The sequence below is a fragment of the Methyloglobulus sp. genome, assembly GCF_964779595.1.
Genome location: NZ_CBAROL010000039.1, coordinates 1 through 18,577, shown reverse-complemented (window position 1 = coordinate 18,577; position 18,577 = coordinate 1). Strand labels below are relative to the sequence as shown.

At 46.2% G+C, this 18,577-nt stretch carries 24 protein-coding genes; 11 read left to right on the top strand and 13 right to left on the bottom strand.

What is annotated here, in order from left to right:
• Positions 1 to 248 precede the first annotated feature (248 nt).
• The 3 genes from ettA to AC1YY3_RS11410 form a co-directional block, all read right to left on the bottom strand.
• Positions 249 to 1,913, bottom strand: coding sequence for an energy-dependent translational throttle protein EttA (gene ettA / locus AC1YY3_RS11420; RefSeq protein ID WP_481824273.1), 1,665 nt, complete (start codon positions 1,911 to 1,913; stop codon positions 249 to 251).
• Between the two features lie 566 nt (positions 1,914 to 2,479).
• Positions 2,480 to 2,689 carry a cold-shock protein gene (locus AC1YY3_RS11415; protein WP_349022113.1) on the bottom strand — a complete coding sequence of 70 codons (210 nt, stop codon included), beginning with the start codon at positions 2,687 to 2,689 and terminating at the stop codon, positions 2,480 to 2,482.
• A 358-nt stretch (positions 2,690 to 3,047) separates the two neighbouring features.
• The gene (locus AC1YY3_RS11410; protein ID WP_481824272.1) at positions 3,048 to 3,947 is read right to left on the bottom strand and encodes a DMT family transporter; all 900 of its coding nucleotides are present in this window, start codon (positions 3,945 to 3,947) and stop codon (positions 3,048 to 3,050) included.
• Between the two features lie 196 nt (positions 3,948 to 4,143).
• Between AC1YY3_RS11410 and AC1YY3_RS11405 the strand changes: the two genes are divergently transcribed.
• Entirely contained in the window at positions 4,144 to 4,353 is a 210-nt protein-coding gene (locus AC1YY3_RS11405) for a hypothetical protein (RefSeq protein ID WP_481824271.1), read from the top strand.
• 157 nt (positions 4,354 to 4,510) lie between these two features.
• Here the strand turns inward: AC1YY3_RS11405 and pqqE are convergent, their stop codons facing one another.
• From pqqE to pqqA, 7 genes are all read right to left on the bottom strand, one after another.
• Positions 4,511 to 5,662 carry a pyrroloquinoline quinone biosynthesis protein PqqE gene (gene pqqE / locus AC1YY3_RS11400; RefSeq protein ID WP_481824270.1) on the bottom strand — a complete coding sequence of 384 codons (1,152 nt, stop codon included), beginning with the start codon at positions 5,660 to 5,662 and terminating at the stop codon, positions 4,511 to 4,513.
• Positions 5,640 to 5,912 carry a pyrroloquinoline quinone biosynthesis peptide chaperone PqqD gene (gene pqqD / locus AC1YY3_RS11395; protein ID WP_481824269.1) on the bottom strand — a complete coding sequence of 91 codons (273 nt, stop codon included), beginning with the start codon at positions 5,910 to 5,912 and terminating at the stop codon, positions 5,640 to 5,642. The genes pqqE and pqqD overlap by 23 nt, the downstream gene beginning before the upstream one ends.
• Positions 5,913 to 6,101: 189 nt before the next feature.
• Complete coding sequence (locus AC1YY3_RS11390; RefSeq protein ID WP_482194487.1) at positions 6,102 to 6,584, bottom strand: copper resistance protein NlpE; 483 nt, start codon at positions 6,582 to 6,584, stop codon at positions 6,102 to 6,104.
• A 211-nt stretch (positions 6,585 to 6,795) separates the two neighbouring features.
• Positions 6,796 to 7,527, bottom strand: coding sequence for a pyrroloquinoline-quinone synthase PqqC (gene pqqC / locus AC1YY3_RS11385; RefSeq protein WP_481824267.1), 732 nt, complete (start codon positions 7,525 to 7,527; stop codon positions 6,796 to 6,798).
• A complete protein-coding gene (locus tag AC1YY3_RS11380) occupies positions 7,527 to 8,099 on the bottom strand; it encodes a Uma2 family endonuclease (RefSeq protein ID WP_482194486.1) in 573 nt (190 codons plus the stop codon). The genes pqqC and AC1YY3_RS11380 overlap by 1 nt, the downstream gene beginning before the upstream one ends.
• A gap of 11 nt (positions 8,100 to 8,110) precedes the next feature.
• On the bottom strand, positions 8,111 to 9,022 hold the full coding sequence (gene pqqB, locus AC1YY3_RS11375; protein WP_481824265.1) for a pyrroloquinoline quinone biosynthesis protein PqqB: 912 nt from the start codon (positions 9,020 to 9,022) through the stop codon (positions 8,111 to 8,113).
• A 121-nt stretch (positions 9,023 to 9,143) separates the two neighbouring features.
• Complete coding sequence (gene pqqA, locus AC1YY3_RS11370; RefSeq protein WP_349026858.1) at positions 9,144 to 9,218, bottom strand: pyrroloquinoline quinone precursor peptide PqqA; 75 nt, start codon at positions 9,216 to 9,218, stop codon at positions 9,144 to 9,146.
• Positions 9,219 to 9,469: 251 nt separating this feature from the next.
• On the opposite strand from pqqA, the gene AC1YY3_RS11365 reads away from it, so the two are divergent.
• On the top strand, positions 9,470 to 9,688 hold the full coding sequence (locus AC1YY3_RS11365) for a hypothetical protein (protein ID WP_481824264.1): 219 nt from the start codon (positions 9,470 to 9,472) through the stop codon (positions 9,686 to 9,688).
• A gap of 244 nt (positions 9,689 to 9,932) precedes the next feature.
• Here the strand turns inward: AC1YY3_RS11365 and AC1YY3_RS11360 are convergent, their stop codons facing one another.
• Positions 9,933 to 10,679 carry a HesA/MoeB/ThiF family protein gene (locus AC1YY3_RS11360; RefSeq protein WP_481824275.1) on the bottom strand — a complete coding sequence of 249 codons (747 nt, stop codon included), beginning with the start codon at positions 10,677 to 10,679 and terminating at the stop codon, positions 9,933 to 9,935.
• 138 nt (positions 10,680 to 10,817) lie between these two features.
• On the opposite strand from AC1YY3_RS11360, the gene groES reads away from it, so the two are divergent.
• From groES to AC1YY3_RS11335, 5 genes are all read left to right on the top strand, one after another.
• Entirely contained in the window at positions 10,818 to 11,105 is a 288-nt protein-coding gene (groES, locus tag AC1YY3_RS11355) for a co-chaperone GroES (protein WP_481824263.1), read from the top strand.
• A 68-nt stretch (positions 11,106 to 11,173) separates the two neighbouring features.
• The gene (gene groL, locus AC1YY3_RS11350) at positions 11,174 to 12,823 is read left to right on the top strand and encodes a chaperonin GroEL (RefSeq protein ID WP_481824262.1); all 1,650 of its coding nucleotides are present in this window, start codon (positions 11,174 to 11,176) and stop codon (positions 12,821 to 12,823) included.
• A 155-nt stretch (positions 12,824 to 12,978) separates the two neighbouring features.
• On the top strand, positions 12,979 to 13,941 hold the full coding sequence (locus AC1YY3_RS11345; RefSeq protein ID WP_481824261.1) for an ABC transporter substrate-binding protein: 963 nt from the start codon (positions 12,979 to 12,981) through the stop codon (positions 13,939 to 13,941).
• 28 nt (positions 13,942 to 13,969) lie between these two features.
• On the top strand, positions 13,970 to 14,695 hold the full coding sequence (locus AC1YY3_RS11340; protein WP_481824260.1) for an ABC transporter permease: 726 nt from the start codon (positions 13,970 to 13,972) through the stop codon (positions 14,693 to 14,695).
• The gene (locus AC1YY3_RS11335) at positions 14,696 to 15,427 is read left to right on the top strand and encodes an ABC transporter ATP-binding protein (protein WP_481824259.1); all 732 of its coding nucleotides are present in this window, start codon (positions 14,696 to 14,698) and stop codon (positions 15,425 to 15,427) included.
• Between the two features lie 33 nt (positions 15,428 to 15,460).
• On the opposite strand, the gene AC1YY3_RS11330 is transcribed toward AC1YY3_RS11335, so the two are convergent.
• A complete protein-coding gene (locus tag AC1YY3_RS11330) occupies positions 15,461 to 15,961 on the bottom strand; it encodes a DUF2380 domain-containing protein (protein WP_481824258.1) in 501 nt (166 codons plus the stop codon).
• Positions 15,962 to 15,986: 25 nt separating this feature from the next.
• The gene (locus AC1YY3_RS11325; RefSeq protein WP_481824257.1) at positions 15,987 to 16,718 is read right to left on the bottom strand and encodes a DUF5765 domain-containing protein; all 732 of its coding nucleotides are present in this window, start codon (positions 16,716 to 16,718) and stop codon (positions 15,987 to 15,989) included.
• Between the two features lie 245 nt (positions 16,719 to 16,963).
• On the opposite strand from AC1YY3_RS11325, the gene AC1YY3_RS11320 reads away from it, so the two are divergent.
• The 4 genes from AC1YY3_RS11320 to AC1YY3_RS11305 all read left to right on the top strand — a co-directional run bounded on the left by AC1YY3_RS11320 (position 16,964) and on the right by AC1YY3_RS11305 (position 18,523).
• Positions 16,964 to 17,254 (top strand): BrnT family toxin, encoded by a 291-nt coding sequence (locus AC1YY3_RS11320; protein ID WP_481824256.1) that lies wholly within the window; start codon positions 16,964 to 16,966, stop codon positions 17,252 to 17,254.
• Positions 17,226 to 17,474, top strand: a complete 249-nt coding sequence (locus tag AC1YY3_RS11315) for a hypothetical protein (protein ID WP_481824255.1) — start codon at positions 17,226 to 17,228, stop codon at positions 17,472 to 17,474. Before AC1YY3_RS11320 ends, AC1YY3_RS11315 begins: the two co-directional genes overlap by 29 nt.
• A gap of 65 nt (positions 17,475 to 17,539) precedes the next feature.
• Positions 17,540 to 18,073 (top strand): REP-associated tyrosine transposase, encoded by a 534-nt coding sequence (locus AC1YY3_RS11310; RefSeq protein WP_481824254.1) that lies wholly within the window; start codon positions 17,540 to 17,542, stop codon positions 18,071 to 18,073.
• A 72-nt stretch (positions 18,074 to 18,145) separates the two neighbouring features.
• Positions 18,146 to 18,523: a transposase gene (locus tag AC1YY3_RS11305; RefSeq protein WP_481824253.1), complete on the top strand. Its 378-nt coding sequence runs from the start codon at positions 18,146 to 18,148 to the stop codon at positions 18,521 to 18,523.
• The last annotated feature ends 54 nt before the right edge of the window (positions 18,524 to 18,577 follow it).

Sequence of the window (18,577 nt, the reverse complement as noted above, 5' to 3'; positions counted from 1 at the left end):
CTACAATGACGAGTACGGATAGCGGGGAGTTCAATCTACGAGACAGGCTTTAAGCCTAAGGATGGGTACGACTTCCCCGTTACCCTCCCGATGATCAACCGGGGATTCTGACCTTTTGAGAGCTCAGAATCAAGATATAAGGCTGGGTTAAGGTGCGAAACCCAGCAGTATAATTTGCGTTTTTGCTGGGTTTCCGCGAAGCTTCAACCCAGCCTACAGCTTATCCAAAATATGAAATAAGTTCCGTTTCAAGCCAATTTTTTATACTTCAACCGATGCGGGTTATCCGCATCACTACCTAAGCGGCGGTGGCGGTCGGCTTCGTAATCTTCGTAGTTGCCTTCAAACCACACCACGTTGCTGTCGCCTTCAAACGCGAGGATATGGGTGGCGATCCTGTCCAGAAACCAGCGGTCATGCGAGATAACGACGGCGCAGCCTGGGAAGGCGAGGATGGCATCTTCGAGGGCGCGTAAGGTTTCCACGTCCAGGTCGTTGGTAGGTTCGTCGAGCAGCAGGACGTTGCCGCCCGCTTTTAACAGTTTAGCCAGATGGACGCGGTTGCGTTCGCCACCGGATAAGTCGCCAATCCGTTTTTGTTGGTCGCCACCTTTAAAATTAAACCGACCCACGTAAGCCCTTGATGGCGTTTCATATTTTCCGACAGTAATCATATCCAAACCGTCGGCAATTTCTTCAAACACGGTTTTGTTGGCATCCATATCGTCACGGAGTTGGTCAACATAAGCCAGTTCGACGGTTTTTCCTAATGTTAACGTGCCGGAATCCGGTTGTTCAAAACCTGCCATCATGCGGAATAAGGTGGTTTTACCCGCGCCGTTAGGGCCGATAATGCCAACAATACCACCAGGCGGCAGTTTAAAACTCAAGTTATTGATAAGCAATCGGTCGCCAAAAGCTTTGCTGATGTTATCGGCTTCAATAACGACATCACCCAGACGAGGACCGGGTGGAATATAGATTTCCTGGGTTTCGTTACGTTTTTGCACATCGGTGGAAGACAATTCATCAAACCGCGCCAGACGGGCTTTGCTTTTGGCATGGCGACCTTTGGGATTTGAACGCACCCATTCCAATTCTGCTTTCATGGCTTTTTGGCGCGAAGATTCCTGTTTTTCTTCTTGTAACAAACGGTTACCCTTTTGTTCTAACCAACTGGAATAATTGCCTTCCCAGGGTATGCCAGAGCCTCGGTCGAGTTCCAGAATCCAGCCAGCGACATTATCCAGAAAGTATCGGTCATGGGTGACGGCAACGACTGTGCCAGGATAATCATGCAGAAAGCGTTCCAACCAAGCGACAGATTCGGCATCCAGATGGTTAGTAGGCTCATCCAGCAACAGCATGTCTGGATTGGACAGTAATAAGCGGCATAAGGCTACGCGGCGTTTTTCACCGCCCGATAACTTGGTTACATCGGCATCCCAATCCGGCAAGCGCAAAGCATCGGCAGCGATTTCCAGCTTGCGTTCCAGTTCCCACGCGCCTGCGGCTTCGATTTTTTCCTGTAAATCGGCTTGTTCTGTTAACAGCGCATCAAAGTCTGCATCAGGTTCAGCAAATGCGTTGTTGACTTCATTAAAGCGATCTAAAATGGCTTTGATTTCCGCTACAGCTTCTTCAACATTGCCGCGTACGGATTTATTGGGGTCAAGTTGCGGTTCTTGCGGTAGATAGCCGATGTTGATGCCTTTGAGCGGAATAGCTTCGCCTTCGATATCCTTGTCGATACCTGCCATGATTCTCAATAAGGTCGATTTACCTGAGCCATTTAAACCGAGTACGCCAATCTTTGCGCCAGGAAAGAATGATAAGTAAATGTCTTTGAGGATATATTTCTTGGGTGGCACAATTTTGCCGACCTTGATCATTGAAAATATATATTGCGCCATAATTAAAGGATATTTGCTAAGTAAATTAGGTTGTTAGAATCCAATCTTAAGGTATCTTGATGATACGCTAAAGATTTTGTAGCAGACTATATAGTAAACACTGTTGCCAAGGGAATTGGTTTTACACTATATGATACCTGTAGGGCTTCTTAGTGCAAATTAATTGAATGGAAGGCTTCCATCACCAATCTCGTTAGCGAGGAATAAGTAGGATTCACGATTAAAGCGTGTTATGTCGAGCGCAGCTTTTGCTACGTTTTGATGATGGCTAGCGAAAAAACAGCCAAAAACCTATCGAGACATTCAAATGTATCGACTACGATGCCGTTTTATCAGGAATACTGGATGTCCAACTAAATAAAAGTGTAAGCCAAATTCAGAATGCCAAGGTACTCGATTAAAATCGCTTTCCCTAGTAGCCTTTAAGCAAACGTACAAGCTAAAACAAAACTGGTTTCCAGTTAAGTTTTAACCGTCTCTATCAGTTTGATATAACACTCAAAAAACTTCACAACCCGCTTTCCACTCAAAAATCAGAAGATTTTTGAGTGCTTATAACCTAATGGTTAGGCAGGGGTGACGTTCTCAGCTTGTGGACCTTTTTGACCTTGGGTGACTTCCATCATCACTCTTTGGCCTTCTTTTAAAGTCTTGCGACCAGATCCATTTATCGCGCTATGGTGAACGAAAACATCTTTGCCGCCTTCCTGGGCAATAAATCCAAAGCCTTTTTCATCATTAAACCATTTAACGGTACCAACAACTTGATCTGCCATATCGAACTCATAATAGTAAAAACGCCAATCTCAGTTGGCTTAACAAAATCCAGCCAGTAACAAGCTGGTTCAACCTTTAACGCCGAGCAATGGTAGCACTAAAAAGATAACTAGGGCAAAACTTTTTGAGCAGTGATAGCAAGGATTTGAGAGCAGTCGTAGCGAGATAAAACCGAGAAAAAACAAATAGGAGCAGCCCAAAAAATTCCAAAACCCCTTGCTTCTTTTGGGTAAAAGACGCTACATAAGTAGCTAATACTTCCTCCAATAGGGATTTAGGATGCAGGGTAGTGCAAGAGAGAGGGTGAGGCTGTATTGCAACTAATTGATATTTATATTGAATATTTACATGATCCCGTTAAAGCTTATTCCCGCTTATCGGCTTTGACACTGGATTAAATCGATCAAACACTTCGTGCAGTAGCAGTGCGCTAAGAATTAACGCCGTTCCGATCAGCGTATCCTGAGTTAAAGACTCATGGTTGACGAGATGCCCTAATATTAATGCCATCACCGGAGTCATCAGCGAAATCAGTGCAACCCGCGTTGCCGATAAGTGCGTAAGTAGATAATAATACAGCGAAAAACCAATCGTCGTCGCAATCATCCCTAAATAAGCAATTGCCGCGATATTCACAGTGGAAAGCGTTGTAGGCCATTGCCCGTCAATCAAAGTCCAAGTGATTAGATACGCAGGCAGCGCCAAACCCAGTCCGCCTGCAACTTGTGCTAATGCAGGTAAACCAGCGTTAATGCGTTTGATCCACACCGCGCTACCGGAGTGCAATAAGGTTGATACAAATACTCCTGCAATGCCCAGAGCCGCGCTTTCCCCTAACCGTAATGCTGAACCAAACATGATATACAAACCGCAAACCCCTAAGCTATACGCGCATAATTTACTGAACGATAAATGCCGTTCCTTGAGCATAAGACTCGCCATTAATGCAGTCATCAAGGGCGCAAGACCGAATATGACTGAAATCCAGCCCGACGGGATGAACTGCGCCGACCAATACACGGCGATCATCGAGCCATAGATTTGCATCGCCGCTGCCAGATAAGTTAACCAGGCTTTACGGTGCCACGCCAATGACCGTCGTAACACCACCAGCGTAAGTAGTATACAAGCCATACCAATTGCCATGCGGCTAGTGACGGCAAACAAAAAGCCCGGGTCTTCGCCGCTCCATTTGATGGCAAGCGGTGTCGTCGCCCAGAGCAAGACCACGCTAATATAAGCTAAAATTATCCGCATAGGGTTAATGATTAGGGCAAAGTGACTACTGACCGGGTAATCCGGCGATAATTCAATGTGTTTGGGCTATATAGTAAACCAGATGCCCTATACCTTAAGTTCGGCATCATGAAGGTTTACATCCACCCATTACCGTCTTATCATTCATTTAAGGTACAAAAACAATCATTCAATAATAAACCTAAGGAGTTACGCCATGCACCTAACCGATCCTGAAGTCGATGCCGCTTGTCATTACATTCGCAGACACATGGAAATGCAGTCCTGGTGGCCGACTGCCCAGCCTGGAGAAGCAAAGCGCGAATTTGAATTGATGTGCGGTACGGCGTTGTCGTTAAATGTGTGGTGTGATCGGTGGTTGGATGAGGGGCAATGTAAGAAGTTGGAGAAGTCGGTTAGGGGGTAAGTATTCGTCTGTTTCCCTATTTGCTTTCCGAGCCGGACGGGGCATTTTGCCTAGTTCGCAGGGTTTACGTGTGGTTCAGGAATAACAAACGCAAACAAAACGTTCGGGACGGGGTAGCATACCCACGTCCAACGTTCGGTTTGTGTTCAGAAAAAAACTAAACGGCAGTATCAACAACTGAACTCATCGCTTTAGAATTCCTGCTATTCCGAAAAACCAACGGCTTTTCATCACTTGCTAAACTGGCAGTAGCCTTAGCCGAATCAACCGCTTGTTGAATAACCGCATGTTCCGGCGATTTGCTGCATACGGGATCGGCCATGTACATATCGCCCGTCAATAAATAAGCCTGACAGCGGCAACCACCGAAATCTTTTTCTTTTTCATCGCAATTACGGCAAGGTTCTTTCATCCACTCAAAGCCCCGGAAAAAGTTGAAGGCTTTGGATTCCTGCCAGATTTCCTGGATGCTGTAGTCATTCACATTAGGGCAGTCCAGCCCCGGCAAATCACGGGCGGAATGGCAGGGCAGGGCGACACCGTCGGGTGCGATGGTCAGGAACGTCGTCCCCCAGCCGTTCATGCAGGCTTTGGGGCGGTCTTCGTAGTAGTCCGGCACGACGTAGTAAATCTTCATCTTGCCAGCGACTTTTTCTTTAAACGCTTGGGCAATTTGTTCGGCTTGTTCGAATTGCTCTTTGGTGGGCAGCAATAAATCGCGATTGGTATGCGCCCACCCATAATATTGCGTGTTGGCGAGTTCAAGATAATCCGCGCCTAACTCCTCTGCCATTGCCAGAATTTGCGGCATTTGGTGAATATTTTCCCGATGGATAACCACGCACAACACCATCGGATATCCGTGTTTTTTCACCAGATGGGCGACTTCTTTCTTGTGGTGGAACGAGGCCGTACCGGCAATGTGGTCATTGAGTTCTTGGGTGCTGGCTTGGATGCTGACTTGGATATGATCAAGCCCCGCCTCTTTCAGTTGGATAATCTTTTCTTCGGTCAAGCCATAGCCGGAGGTAATCAGGTTGGAGTAATAGCCCAGTTCCCGTGCATGTTTGACTAGTTCGACCAAATCCTTGCGCGTCAACGGCTCACCGCCGGAAAAACCCAACTGCACCGCGCCCATCTTGCGGGCTTCGCCCAGCACCCGTTTCCAGTCATCCGTACTGAGTTCATTGGGATACTTGGCGTAATCCACTGGATTCGAGCAATACGGGCATTGCAATGGGCAGGCGTAAGTGAGTTCCGCCAGCAACCAGCGCGGTGGGGTGATATTAATGTTGGTTGATCCAGCCATTTTGTAATGCGACCTCAAGGAAAGCGGTAATGTCGTTGGTGAGACCCGTGGTGGAAAATTTTTGTTCAAGCTCGCTGACGATTTGCGCTAGATTGCGGATGCCGTCGCAACATTTTAGGATTTCCGCCGAACTTTGGTTAAGCTCCACCATGCCTTCAGGATAAAGAATGACGGTTTTCTGCTGGGCTTCTTCCCACTGTAAGCGGTGCAGCGGTGAAAAAAGGATGGGTTGGTCTGGGTTGATGGTCATTTTACGCTTTACTATTGGTGGGTTGCTCTCGAAACTGTGAAGGTATGATTATTGGAGTGCAAATCTAGATTTGCACTCCAAATTGTTCTATAAAATTCAGTACTATAAAAAATACGATTTTCAGTATTTTATTACAATAATTCTACAGTCTTTAAAGCATAACTGACTTACGGTTAAAATTTAGTAGGATCAATGTCCACCATGACCGCTTCCCGATGTGTTCACAACATCTTTTCGCTTTAGGATATAACCATCGGCACCATCTTCAGTGATCCGGTTGCCATCTTCATCCAACTTAATCAGCATGTCATCTTCGATCAAATACTGCTGCGTCGTGGTAGAACCTTTGCGCGGCGTTAAGACCAGCGTATTGCCGTTTTCGCCTAGGGTAAATTTGCCTTTTTCCACAATTTCCCGATCCGATTTACCGACATAGATGGAAATATAGACATAAGTATTGTTTTTATTTAAAGCGAGCGTTGTCCGAACACCCGTGCAATCAGAACAAGGAAAAAACCCAAGGTAAAGCCCCGACATATTGAGGGCTTTTTGTGCGTGTTGCCCATCCGCATTGCTGGCGGTTTCGGCAAAAACCGGGTTGCAACCGAGGTAAATTAAGGAAATCAGGAACAAAGCCGTAAAAAGTTTGATTTTTTGTTGGAATGTGTACATATTTTTTGCCCATATAAAAACGATATTTGGATGTAAGTTGAGATAAATTTGTTTATCCCAAGGCATGATTCTAGCATTGTTGTTGGGGTTCGTGCCTCACCACCAACCTACAAAATATCCAACATACGGGATTTGCGGATACCAAAAATCCGTAGAGTGCGTTTTACGCACCCATTTTAGGTACATGGAATGCACCCTGCACGACTTAAACCTATTTCCCAACATTAAAATAAGGCGGCATTTTGTTGATATACGCCATGTACATCACATCCGCCATTGTCCATAGGACATCCAATTTAAACTTTAAAATCCGCAACATGCGCTCCTGCTGTTCGCGGGTTTTGTACCAGTCCAGGGTGATCGCCAGGCCATGTTCGACATCGCGGCGGGCTTCGCTTAGGCGTTTGCGGAAGTAGGTGTAGCCTGCTTGATCGATCCAGGGGTAATGTTCCGGCCAGTTGGCTAGGCGTTGCTGGTGGATTTTCGGGGCGAACAGTTCGGTTAACGACGAACTGGCGGCTTCGTGCCATTCGGCTTGGCGGGCAAAATTGACGTAAGCATCGACGGCAAAACGTACGCCCGGTAATACATGCTGTTCGGAAACGATTTCGTCACGGCTTAAGCCGACTGCCATGCCCAATTGTATCCAAGCTTCAATGCCACCCGCTTCGCCCGGTTGACCGTCGTGGTCGATGATGCGTTGTAACCACTGCTGGCGGGTAATGCGGTCAGGGCAGTTGGCGAGGATGTTGGCATCTTTGCGCGGTATGCTGACTTGGTAATAATAGCGGTTGGCGACCCAGCCCTGGATTTGTTCCTTGGTGAGTTTCCCTTCATTCATCAGTGTGTGGTAAGGGTGATGGATGTGGTAATACTTTTCCATGCCGCGCAATTGGGCTTCGAATTCGGTGCGAGTCCAGGGTTTTTTATCGGGTTCGTTCATCAAAACACCACGTCTTCGTAAATGTCGTCAAGGGTTAAGGCGGTACGGTAATCGCCGCAGGTTATTTCTAAGGTTTGCCCAGATTCTAAAATGGCAGCCTGCCAAACACCTGCCGCGTCACGTTGGAAATAATCCACCTTTTTCTGCTGTGAATCGACCATGAGGTAGTACTTTAAGCTGGGTATTTGAGAATAAGCTTGCCATTTTTCATGGCGGTCGGTGCGTTCCGTGCTAGGCGATTGCACTTCGGCTATAAAACAAGGTTGTTCTTTGTAAAATTCGGCGTTGTCGCTTTTGTCACACACTAACATGACATCGGGGTAGTAATAATATCGCCCTTGTTCAATGCGGCATTTCATGTCGCTGGCAAATACCGCGCAGCCATTTGATTTACCTCGTGCGGCGGAGCGTAAATGGAAGAAAATATTGCCGACGATACGGTTATGTTTCTCCCCCGCGCCTGCCATCGCATAGCAATCGCCGTCCACATATTCGTTCTTTTGCTCGCTGAGGGCTTCCAGCGTCAAATAATCTTGTTCAGTTAAATGCAGTTTTTGCGGATAAGCGGACATTGCATAAACTCCTATAAATCAATCTCCATGCCATCATACGCCAGTTCAATCCCGGCTTGAAGCAGTTGCCGATGCGGTTCGGAATCTTCATCCAAGATCGGGTTGCTGTTGTTGATGTGGATCAGTATCTTACGTGCATTCGGCAGCTTATTGAGGATTTCAATCATTCCACCGTGACCGGATTGCGGTAAGTGTCCCATTTCTGCCGCTGTTTTCTTGCCTAATTGTTGGTCGATCATTTCATCTTCCGTCCAGAATGTGCCGTCCACCAATAAGCAATCAGCGGTTTGCATGGCGGTCATGGCATGTTCTTCAATTTCACCTAAACCGGGTGAATAAAATAGTTTTTTTCCGGTGGATATTTGCTCAATGACCACACCGATATTGTCGCCTTCATGCGGATCATGCCGATGTGGGGAGTAAGGCGGGGCTTTGCTTTTCAGGGCGCGAGTGTAGAAACGTAGGTCAGTTAAGGCCGGAATGGTGAAACTGCTGCCATCGACGGGAATCGGGTGGTGATTGACGGTGCAGTAATGCGCTAGCATGTTGAACACCGGAAAACCCGTGGTCAAATCCTGCTTGACCATCTCGGTGCAGTAAATATCCAGCGGTTTGCCTTCGCGCAGCATCAGCAAGCCCGTGGTGTGGTCGATCTGGCTATCCATTAGCAATACAGCTTTTATGCCAGTATCACGTAGGCCGTGCTTGGGTTGGATGGCGGGGAAGGCTTCCAGTTGGGCGCGGATGTCGGGTGAGGCATTGATAAGCAACCAATTTTCATTGTCGCTGCTGACGGAGATGGATGATTGGGTGCGGGTCTTGCCGTTCATTTCGCCTGAACGGATGCGTTTGCAGTTATTGCAATTACAATTCCACTGCGGAAAGCCGCCGCCTGCGCCTGAGCCTAGGATTTTGATCTTCATGGTTTTAAGAATTGATGCGTCCATTTACTGAATAATGGGGCTGAATGATAGAGCATTAGCTACATCTAGGCAAAAAAAAGGGGTTCTCAAAGAACCCCTTTTTAATCTGAACTAATTGTTTTTAACGGTTCATGATGTACATGGTGACTTCAAAACCGAAACGCAAGTCAGTGTAGCTTGGTGTTTCCCATTTCATTGCAAACCTCCAGAAGTTTTAAATTTTTTATTACGCTAGCTTGATCAAGAAAGCTAGCCGAAGTATACGACGAACAATTGTTTTTCGCAACTACGGAAATGCGACCCCATTTACGTATGAAAGTTGCTTGTTTTTTGATCTCGATTCAGCGGACGAGGACACTTTATTTTTTGTTAGAAAAGCGTATCATCAGATAACGCCTGACAATACTATCCATAACAATTCAAACAAGCAGGCGATAAGGAGACATCATGGGTGATGTGACAGAACTTTTTATAGCGATGATTTTTATCGGTGCAGTTGCTTTTGCGCCGCTGGGTTATTTCATTTACAAATTCACTCAAAAAGACGGCAAACCGTTTGGCGAGACTGAGCCGCATGGAGACAGCCCGTCTTTGGTCAACGATTTGGCTGAAAAGGTTATTGCTTTTGTGAAAAAGCAGCTTAATAAAAGCAAACCATCTTCTTGAAAATCTAAAGAGACCACTAAAGATTCCCTCTCTGGGCTTATGTATCTACACAGGTATCTGCCCCTTCTCCTTCGAGGGAGAAGGTTGGGATGAGAGGGATATTAAACAGTTAATCTCAATCTCCTCACCCCAACCCTCTCCAGCAGGAGAGGGAGACGGCGCGGATTTCCTGCCCACTGCCGCACTTCCTCCATCCCTGGAGGGCGAAAGCGATTTTTGAGTTTTCAAAGACTCCCGCTGTGCCTTACCGATTGCCGCACGTTGGGCAACCTGGATTTTTTTTGAAGCGCATGGTTTTGATGTTCATCGTTAAGCCATCAAGCAACAATAATTTTCCAGTCAAAGTTTCACCGACGTTGATGATGAGCTTCATGGCTTCCAATGCTTGGATACTGCCCACAATGCCCGTTATGGGCGCGATAACGCCATTGGTCGCGCAGTTCTGCATGTCCTCGCCTTCATTTTTGTACAGACAGTTGTAGCAAGGGCTATCGTTAAGACTGAGTGTAAAGACGGATACCTGCCCTTCAAATCGGATTGCCGCGCCAGAAACCAAGGTTTTTTGAAAAGTAACACAAGCCTTATTAATGGCAAACCGCGTCGCAAAATTATCGCTGCAATCCAAAACCACGTCCGCTTTTTTGACTTCTTCATCCAGTTGTTCACCCTGTAATCGTTGCTTGACCGCCGTTACCTGCACATCGGGATTCAATTGCTTAAGCGTGTTGTGGGTTGAAATTACCTTATCCATCCCCACATCATCGGTGTGATGAGCAATCTGTCTTTGCAGATTGGAAAAATCAACCGTGTCATCATCATAAATGGTGATGCTGCCGACCCCCCCAGCAGCGAGGTACATCGCCGCAGGTGAACCCAAGCCGCCAGCACCCACAATGAGAACACGGGCAGCGAGCAGTTTATGTTGTCCGGCCATATCGCATTGGGGCAGCATGATTTGGCGGCTATAACGTAGCAGTTGGTTGTCGTTCATTAAGCTGCAATTGATGTCGATAAAGCGTGTCATGATGCCAAAGAACTTGACAGACTGCAAAAGCTGATTATTATTAGCACTCAGGACTAGCGAGTGCTAATAACGCACAAACCCTTTATTTAACCCTTAGGAGATATTATGAATATACGTCCGTTACACGACAGAGTCATCGTCAAACGCCTTGAAGAAGAAACAAAAACTGCGGGTGGCATCGTTCTGCCAGGTTCTGCGGCAGAAAAACCCAGCCAAGGTATGGTTTTGGCAATTGGCGGCGGCAAACAACTGGATAACGGCCAAGTCCGCGCTTTGGAAGTCAAAGTTGGCGACAAGGTGTTGTTTGGCAAATATGCCGGTAACGAAGTAAAAGTCGATGGTGAAGACCTTATCGTTATGCGCGAAGAAGACATCATGGGCGTTGTAGGCTAATCGCTCGCTTCCCTCTTTTTCAAAGAGGGGAACAAACTATCACACAACAAACGAATTAGGAATAAAACATGGCAGCAAAAGACGTATTATTTGGCGATGACGCACGTACCCGTATGGCGCGTGGCGTTAATATTCTGGCAAACGCAGTAAAAGTAACTTTGGGCCCTAAAGGCCGTAACGCGATTCTGGACAAAAGCTACGGCGCACCAACTATCACTAAAGATGGTGTATCGGTAGCCAAAGAAATCGAATTGAAAGACAAATTCGAAAACATGGGCGCACAGATGGTTAAGGAAGTGGCTTCCCATACGTCTGATGTCGCTGGTGACGGTACAACTACTGCAACTGTATTGGCGCAATCTATCGTCAACGAAGGCTTAAAAGCCGTTGCCGCTGGCATGAATCCAATGGATTTGAAACGCGGTATTGATTTGGCAGTGACCAAAGCTGTTGAAGCCATCGTGGCTTCTGCTGCGCCTTGTGCAGACAACAAAGCCATCGCGCAAGTCGGTACCATCTCCGCTAACTCTGATGAATCAGTCGGTAAAATCATTGCCGAAGCCATGGAAAAAGTCGGCAAAGAAGGCGTTATCACTGTTGAAGAAGGTTCAGGTTTAGATAACGAGCTAGACGTAGTTGAAGGGATGCAGTTTGACCGTGGCTATTTGTCACCTTACTTCATCAACAAGCAAGAAAACATGAGCGTTGAGTTGGATGATCCACTGATCTTGATTTACGAAAAGAAAATCTCCAACATTCGCGAAATGTTGCCAATCCTGGAAGCCGTTGCTAAATCAGGCCGTCCATTATTGATCGTTGCGGAAGATGTTGAAGGCGAAGCCTTGGCAACTCTGGTTGTCAATACCATCCGTGGCATCGTTAAAGTTGCAGCCGTTAAAGCGCCTGGTTTCGGCGACCGCCGTAAAGCCATGTTGGAAGACATTGCTGTACTGACTGGCGGTACTGTGATTGCTGAAGAAGTCGGTTTGAGCTTAGAAAAAGCGGAATTGAGCCAATTAGGTACAGCGAAACGTGTACAAATCACCAAAGAAAACACCACCATCATTGATGGTGCGGGTTCTGAAGAGCAAATCAAAGGCCGCGTAAACCAAATCCGCGCACAAGCCGAAGATGCAACTTCCGATTACGACAAAGAAAAATTGCAAGAACGTCTGGCTAAATTGGCCGGTGGTGTTGCGGTAATCAAAGTTGGTGCAGCAACCGAAATCGAAATGAAAGAAAAGAAAGCCCGCGTAGAAGATGCGCTGCATTCAACACGCGCTGCGGTTGAAGAAGGCGTTGTTGCTGGTGGTGGTACTGCTTTGGTTCGCGCTTTGTCTGCACTGAAAGGCCTTGAAGGTATCAACCACGACCAAACCGTTGGTGTCAACATCCTGCGTCGCGCAATGGAAGAGCCATTGCGCCAAATCGTTGCCAACGCAGGTGATGAACCTTCAGTTGTGTTCAACGAAGTGCAAAAAGGCACAGGCAACTTCGGCTACAATGCAGCAACTGGCGTTTACGGTGACATGATCGAAATGGGTATCCTAGATCCTGCTAAAGTGACACGCACTGCACTGCAAAATGCAGCTTCTGTTGCTGGCTTAATGCTGACTACCGAAGTTATGATTGCTGATGCACCTAGCGATGATAAAGGCGGTCATGGTGGCGGTATGCCAGATATGGGCGGCATGGGTGGTATGGGCGGCATGATGTAATCTTGCTGCTTTTATAGCTTCGTTGCTGTAAAAACGATAGCCCGGCTGTTTATATTAACAGTCGGGCTTTTTTATGCCTGTCGAAACAGATTCGCTTAAGGGCAGGTGTACGGATAAAATAAGCCTATTGGATTAATAGGCACTTCAATCATCTCATGAAATATTGCGTTTTATTGCTTGGATTTCACCTAATAGCTTTTAACAGTTTTGCATCAGATAAAACGACGATTCGAATCGGCGTTCAAGCCACGGGTACTTTGGCTTGGGAGTTATCTTTTTTAGCGGCTGACAGCAAAGCAAAAGCCCTTGATTTCACAATAGAAACACATCCTGTTACCACATCAGAAGCAGGAAAAATCGCTTTGCAATCCGGCGCGGTTGACATCATCGTTTCCGACTGGATTTGGGTTTCTAGGCTGAGATCAGACGGTGCTGATTTCACGTTTTATCCATATTCAACGACATCTGGCACTTTAATGGTGCCGGAAAAAAGTCCCATTTATGCTATCAAAGACCTCAAAGGTATGCGGCTAGGAATTGCTGGCGGTGAGCTAGATAAAAATTGGTTATTGTTACAGGCACTGGCTCAAAGAGAACAACTGGATTTGAATGCTTCGGTAGAAAAAATCTTTGGCGCACCGCCGCTAATTAATGAGCAGCTTAAACAAGGGCGCGTTGATGCCGCGCTCAATTATTGGCATTTCGGCGCGAAACTGGAAGCGCAGGGTTATCGTCAGGTCATTGATGGCAAAGGCATATTAAAAGGCTTAGGCATTCAAGAAAATGTTCCTGCATTGGGTTACGTGTTTAAACAAAGTTGGGCGGACGGTCATAAATCTGCTCTGAACGCATTTATTGCAGCCAGTAAAAATGCCAAACAGTTGTTATGCACTTCGGAATCCGATTGGAAAAAAATAATCCCCTTAACCCAAGTCGATGATGCCGCCACCCAAACCAAACTACGTCAGCGTTATTGTGAAGGTGAAATCACCCAATGGGGTAAACCTGAACAGCAAGCAGCGGAACAGATTTACACCCTACTACGGAAAGTAAGTAATAATCAACTAACCGGAAAATCAGAACACTTACAAGCAGGGACATTTTGGTCACAAGATTAATATCGTGTTGATTAAGTTTAGAAAATTTTTGCCAGTTCTATCTTTGCTGGCCTTAGTGTTGGTATGGCAAGTGCTGGCTACCTGCCTCAACAGCAATAACTTACCTATTCCCCTCGTTGTAGGCAACGTTTTATGGCAAGGCTGCTTAAGTGGGCAAATTCCCTATCATCTGGGAATCACATTACTTAGGCTGGTTGTCAGCTTTAGTATTGCGATGCTGCTGGGTTGTGGCATAGGCGTTGTTCTTGGGCGCAACAAGAAACTGGATGCTTTCTTCGACAATTGGCTAGTGATTTTCCTGAATATTCCCGCATTAGTTACCATTATTTTATGCTACGTCTGGTTTGGGTTGACCGAAGTGGCGGCGATTTTGGCGGTCGTCATCAATAAGTTGCCCAACGTGATCGTCACCATCAGGGAAGGCGCACGGGCTTTGGATCAGGACTTACTGGAAATGGCGAGGTGTTATCGCTTGGGCAGGAAAAAGACCTTGCTACACGTCGTCTGGCCGCAATTGTACCCTTATGTGATGGGTGCAACCCGTACGGGGCTGGCGTTGGTCTGGAAAATCATCTTGGTTGTTGAGTTGTTGGGACGAAGTAATGGCGTAGGCTTTCAATTGTATTCATTTTTTCAGCTCTTTGATGTTGCCAATCTTCTGGCTTATACCATTGCCTTTGTTGCCATTATTCAATTGCTGGAGCTGATGGTTTTAAAACCTTTGGATACCAAGGCACAACGCTGGCGGCGTTAATTGACAATGATAGCAATCAATATTAAAAGCAAAACCTATCCAGCTAAAGGTCGCGCCGGACAGCATTTAGCGATAGCTGATTTTAAATTAGCTATCAATGCTAATGAATTTGTGTGTTTAGTTGGACCGTCTGGCTGTGGTAAAACCACCTTATTGAATATTGTCGCTGATCTTGATCGTGATTATGACGGGGAAATCAAAGTAGGACAGGTGCAAACCCAGTCAAAAATTGGCTATGTCTTTCAAAATCCACGGCTTTTACCTTGGCGTACCGTCAGGGAAAATATAGAGTTGGCAATCGAGGACAACCCATCTGCGGAAAATATGGATACGTTGCTGGACGTGATGCAACTTAGCCAGTTCCAACACGTCTACCCTGAACGGCTTTCCCTGGGCATGAGCCGACGGGTGGCGATTATCCGTGCATTCGCAATCAACCCTAACGTACTGTTAATGGACGAGCCTTTCGTCTCCTTGGATGCAGCCACTGCCAGGCAGATCAGGACGCTAACGGTTAAATTGTGGCAACAACGTCCGCATACCGTGTTGTTTGTCACCCATGATTTGCGCGAGGCTATTACGCTTGCCGACCGGATTGTGTTTCTGTCTTCCGCACCAATGCAAGTCGTTAGAGAAATCAAGGTGCCGATTGCTAGGCATGAACGCGATAATGAACAGGTCATCGAAGCATTCAGACAACAACTTCTACATGTCCAACACAGCACTACTTAATCGGTATACCTTAAAAGCTTAAAGCACAAAAACTTACTTCAATCCGCTAAAAGTATCGTTAATTTTAACAACCAAACTCTCCACACCTTTACGGGTCAGCTTTTTTTCGCCGCCTTTTACTTCGGACAGATAATCTGCAATCAGACGCTGTTGTTTAACATCAATTAAATGTGCCATCAAGTACACAAACAAGAAGCTGGGCTTATGTAACCTACCTACAAGCACATAATCAGCGTTATATTGTTGTGCCAGTTGCGCGGCAATATCATGGTGATCGAACAAATAACCGAACCCTGCGGTGGCCTGTATTTGTGCGGCTATAGGAATCGACACAATCGCGTAACCCACTTTTTGTAATTCTTTTTCTAACATTGGCTTAACTGAAGCCGTGCGTTCCACTTCTTGTGGAACACCTGGCTTAAGCGTGAGATCTCTCAGCTCAAAATCAAGAACAGCTATACTGGGCTGTGCTATTGCATAGCTGGATAATAAGCAAAACAGCAGTATTATCAATAAGGTGGTTAACTGATTCATCTGCATGCTGTTAGCTGTAGAATGCTTATTTAATAGCTAAAAGCGGATCATCCTGATTAACAAAATCCTGGGCAATAAAGTATTTCTTAAAATACGGCATAAAACTGCCAGTAATCGGGATGGAGAAAAAACAATACATGGCGGCGGCTTCACCCGTGGTAACGCCGAAAATCCATTGCGGCATAAATAAGGTTAAGATTGCCATGATGAAGTGGTAACTTGCCATCTTCTGGTTGTTCTTCCAGAGGAAGCCGCTTAACGCCAAGCCGAACAGTGAGCCATGCGTCACAAACAATCCGAATGCACTCGAAATGGAATAACCGATATGGTACTTACCCATATATAGGCAGGAAATCATTTTGCCGATGAAATTGGGCATGACATCGAAGATCTGCCACTCATTAGGTAAGAAGCTGCAAATCAGGAACATAGTGCTGAGAGTAGCACCTATCATTGTCGCTTTAAGCAAAGCCGTTTTGTCTGTCGAATAGGTTGCAAGTGCAGGCATAATGGCGAAGGCTTGTAAGCTGATGTGATACGTTGACAGCTCGCTTAAAAAGTAATTGGTTCCATATCCGCATTGGTCGGCAACCGGATAAGCAAAATACTGGATGATTTCCATTAAGGAAAAGTGAAATATGGCATACGATCTCGCAGCCCTTACCCAGAAGGTTTCATCTTTATCGAGGAAGGTTACGCTGGCAGCAGCAAATCCGACCACACCCATACCGAGCGACATATTGGCACTAAAACACATAGTTAATCCGTTATACTTAATTTAAGTTAAAATTACAAAACCGAAATTTTAACAAAATTAGCCTTTATTTGTGTTTTTTTGAAAGAAACAATACACCTTGACGATAATTCTGCACGAACCGTTCGTGGAATAGGGACGAACCCCAGCGAAAAGCTGGAATTCATAGTAGGTTTCACAAGCCTACCACTGGCTTATCTACATATAAACGTATGGTTATTTGTATGGCTATCTGTTAGTCTTAGCTAATGGCAAAAACAAGATTCGAGTGGGATGCAGAAAAGGATGGGCTAAATTTTGAAAAACATGGGGTTTCATTCGCGGTTGCCCAATATGCCTTTGCCGACCCACAGCGTATTATTGCCAAAGACGAATCCCATAGCCAAACCGAAGAACGGTTTTATTGTTTTGGTGAGGTAAATGGTGGGATTTTAACGATACGGTTTACTTATCGTTCCTCAGTTATACGAATTATTGGCGCTGGTTACTGGCGCAAAGGAAAGGCAATTTATGAGCGCGAAAATCAAATACACCAATGAACCCTTGGGCGACGTTAAGGTAATCACCGATTTCTTGCCTTCACCCGCCGAACTGGCGTTTAATGAAGAAGGCGTTAAGGTTACGCTTGCGTTGAGCAAAAAGAGCATTGATTTTTTTAAGGCTGAGGCAGCCAAAAACCATACGCAGTATCAACGTATGATTCGCCGTTTACTTGATGCTTATGTTGAATCGCACAATTCTAATGCAATGATTAAGTAGATTTAGCGAGTAGGATGTGGTGAGGTACGAACCGCATCGTTCGAGGGAATAAACACGAATTAATCATGACAGATTACCGCCGCTTCCATCATCCAGGTGCTACATGGTTTTTTACCGTAAATTTGGCGGAACGTCGGGGCAATAGGCTGTTGGTTGAGCGCATAAATATTCTTCGGGAAGCATTTGTACACGTAAAGAAAAACCATCCTTTTGTTATAGAAGCCATTGTCGTATTGCCCGAACACCTGCATTGCATTTTGTCGTTGCCGATGGGGGATTCAGATTTTTCAACCCGTTGGGGTTTGATTAAGGCGCATTTTTCCAGGAATATTCAGAAAGACGAGCGGATTTCCGAAAGCCGGAACAAACGCGGCGAAAGGGGCTTATGGCAACGAAGGTTTTGGGAACATCTCATCCGTGATGAAACGGATTATCAGCGACATGTTGATTATATCCATTGGAATCCGGTGAAGCACGGTTGGGTGCGAACTGTTAAAGAGTGGCCGCATTCAAGTTTCCATGATTACGTAAGGCGTGGCGTTTACCATGATAATTGGGGCGGTGATGCTGAGTTATCAGATTTTGATGCGGGTGAATGACGCGAATGATGCGGTTCGTACCTCACCACATCCTACGATAGCGCACGTTATGGGTTCAAACAAAACAAAGCCTTGCTAGAAAGCATCCCCGGCGTAGGCAAAGTGATTGCCACTCGGATGTTGATGGTGATCGGCAGCCGCCCATTCGACAGTGCCAGCCAGTGCGCCGCCTATTTGGGGTTGATCCCAGTACAGCACGAATCCGGCAGCAGTGTCAGGGGGCGCCCCAAGCTGTCCAAGGCCGGAAACCCGACCATCCGCGCCAAACTGTACATGGCGGCGGTCGTGGCGACCACTTACAATCCCGACATCAAAGCCCAATACCTGCGCCTGACTAAGGGCGGCAAAAGCAAGATGTCCGCGTTAGGCGCGGCGATGAGAAAACTGGTACAGATTTGTTTTGGTGTCTTGAAACACCAACAACCCTATCAACCTCAAGTGGCAATTTGACCACTTGCGATTGGTATGGAGAGATGGTATCTACGATAGCGCACGTTACGGGTT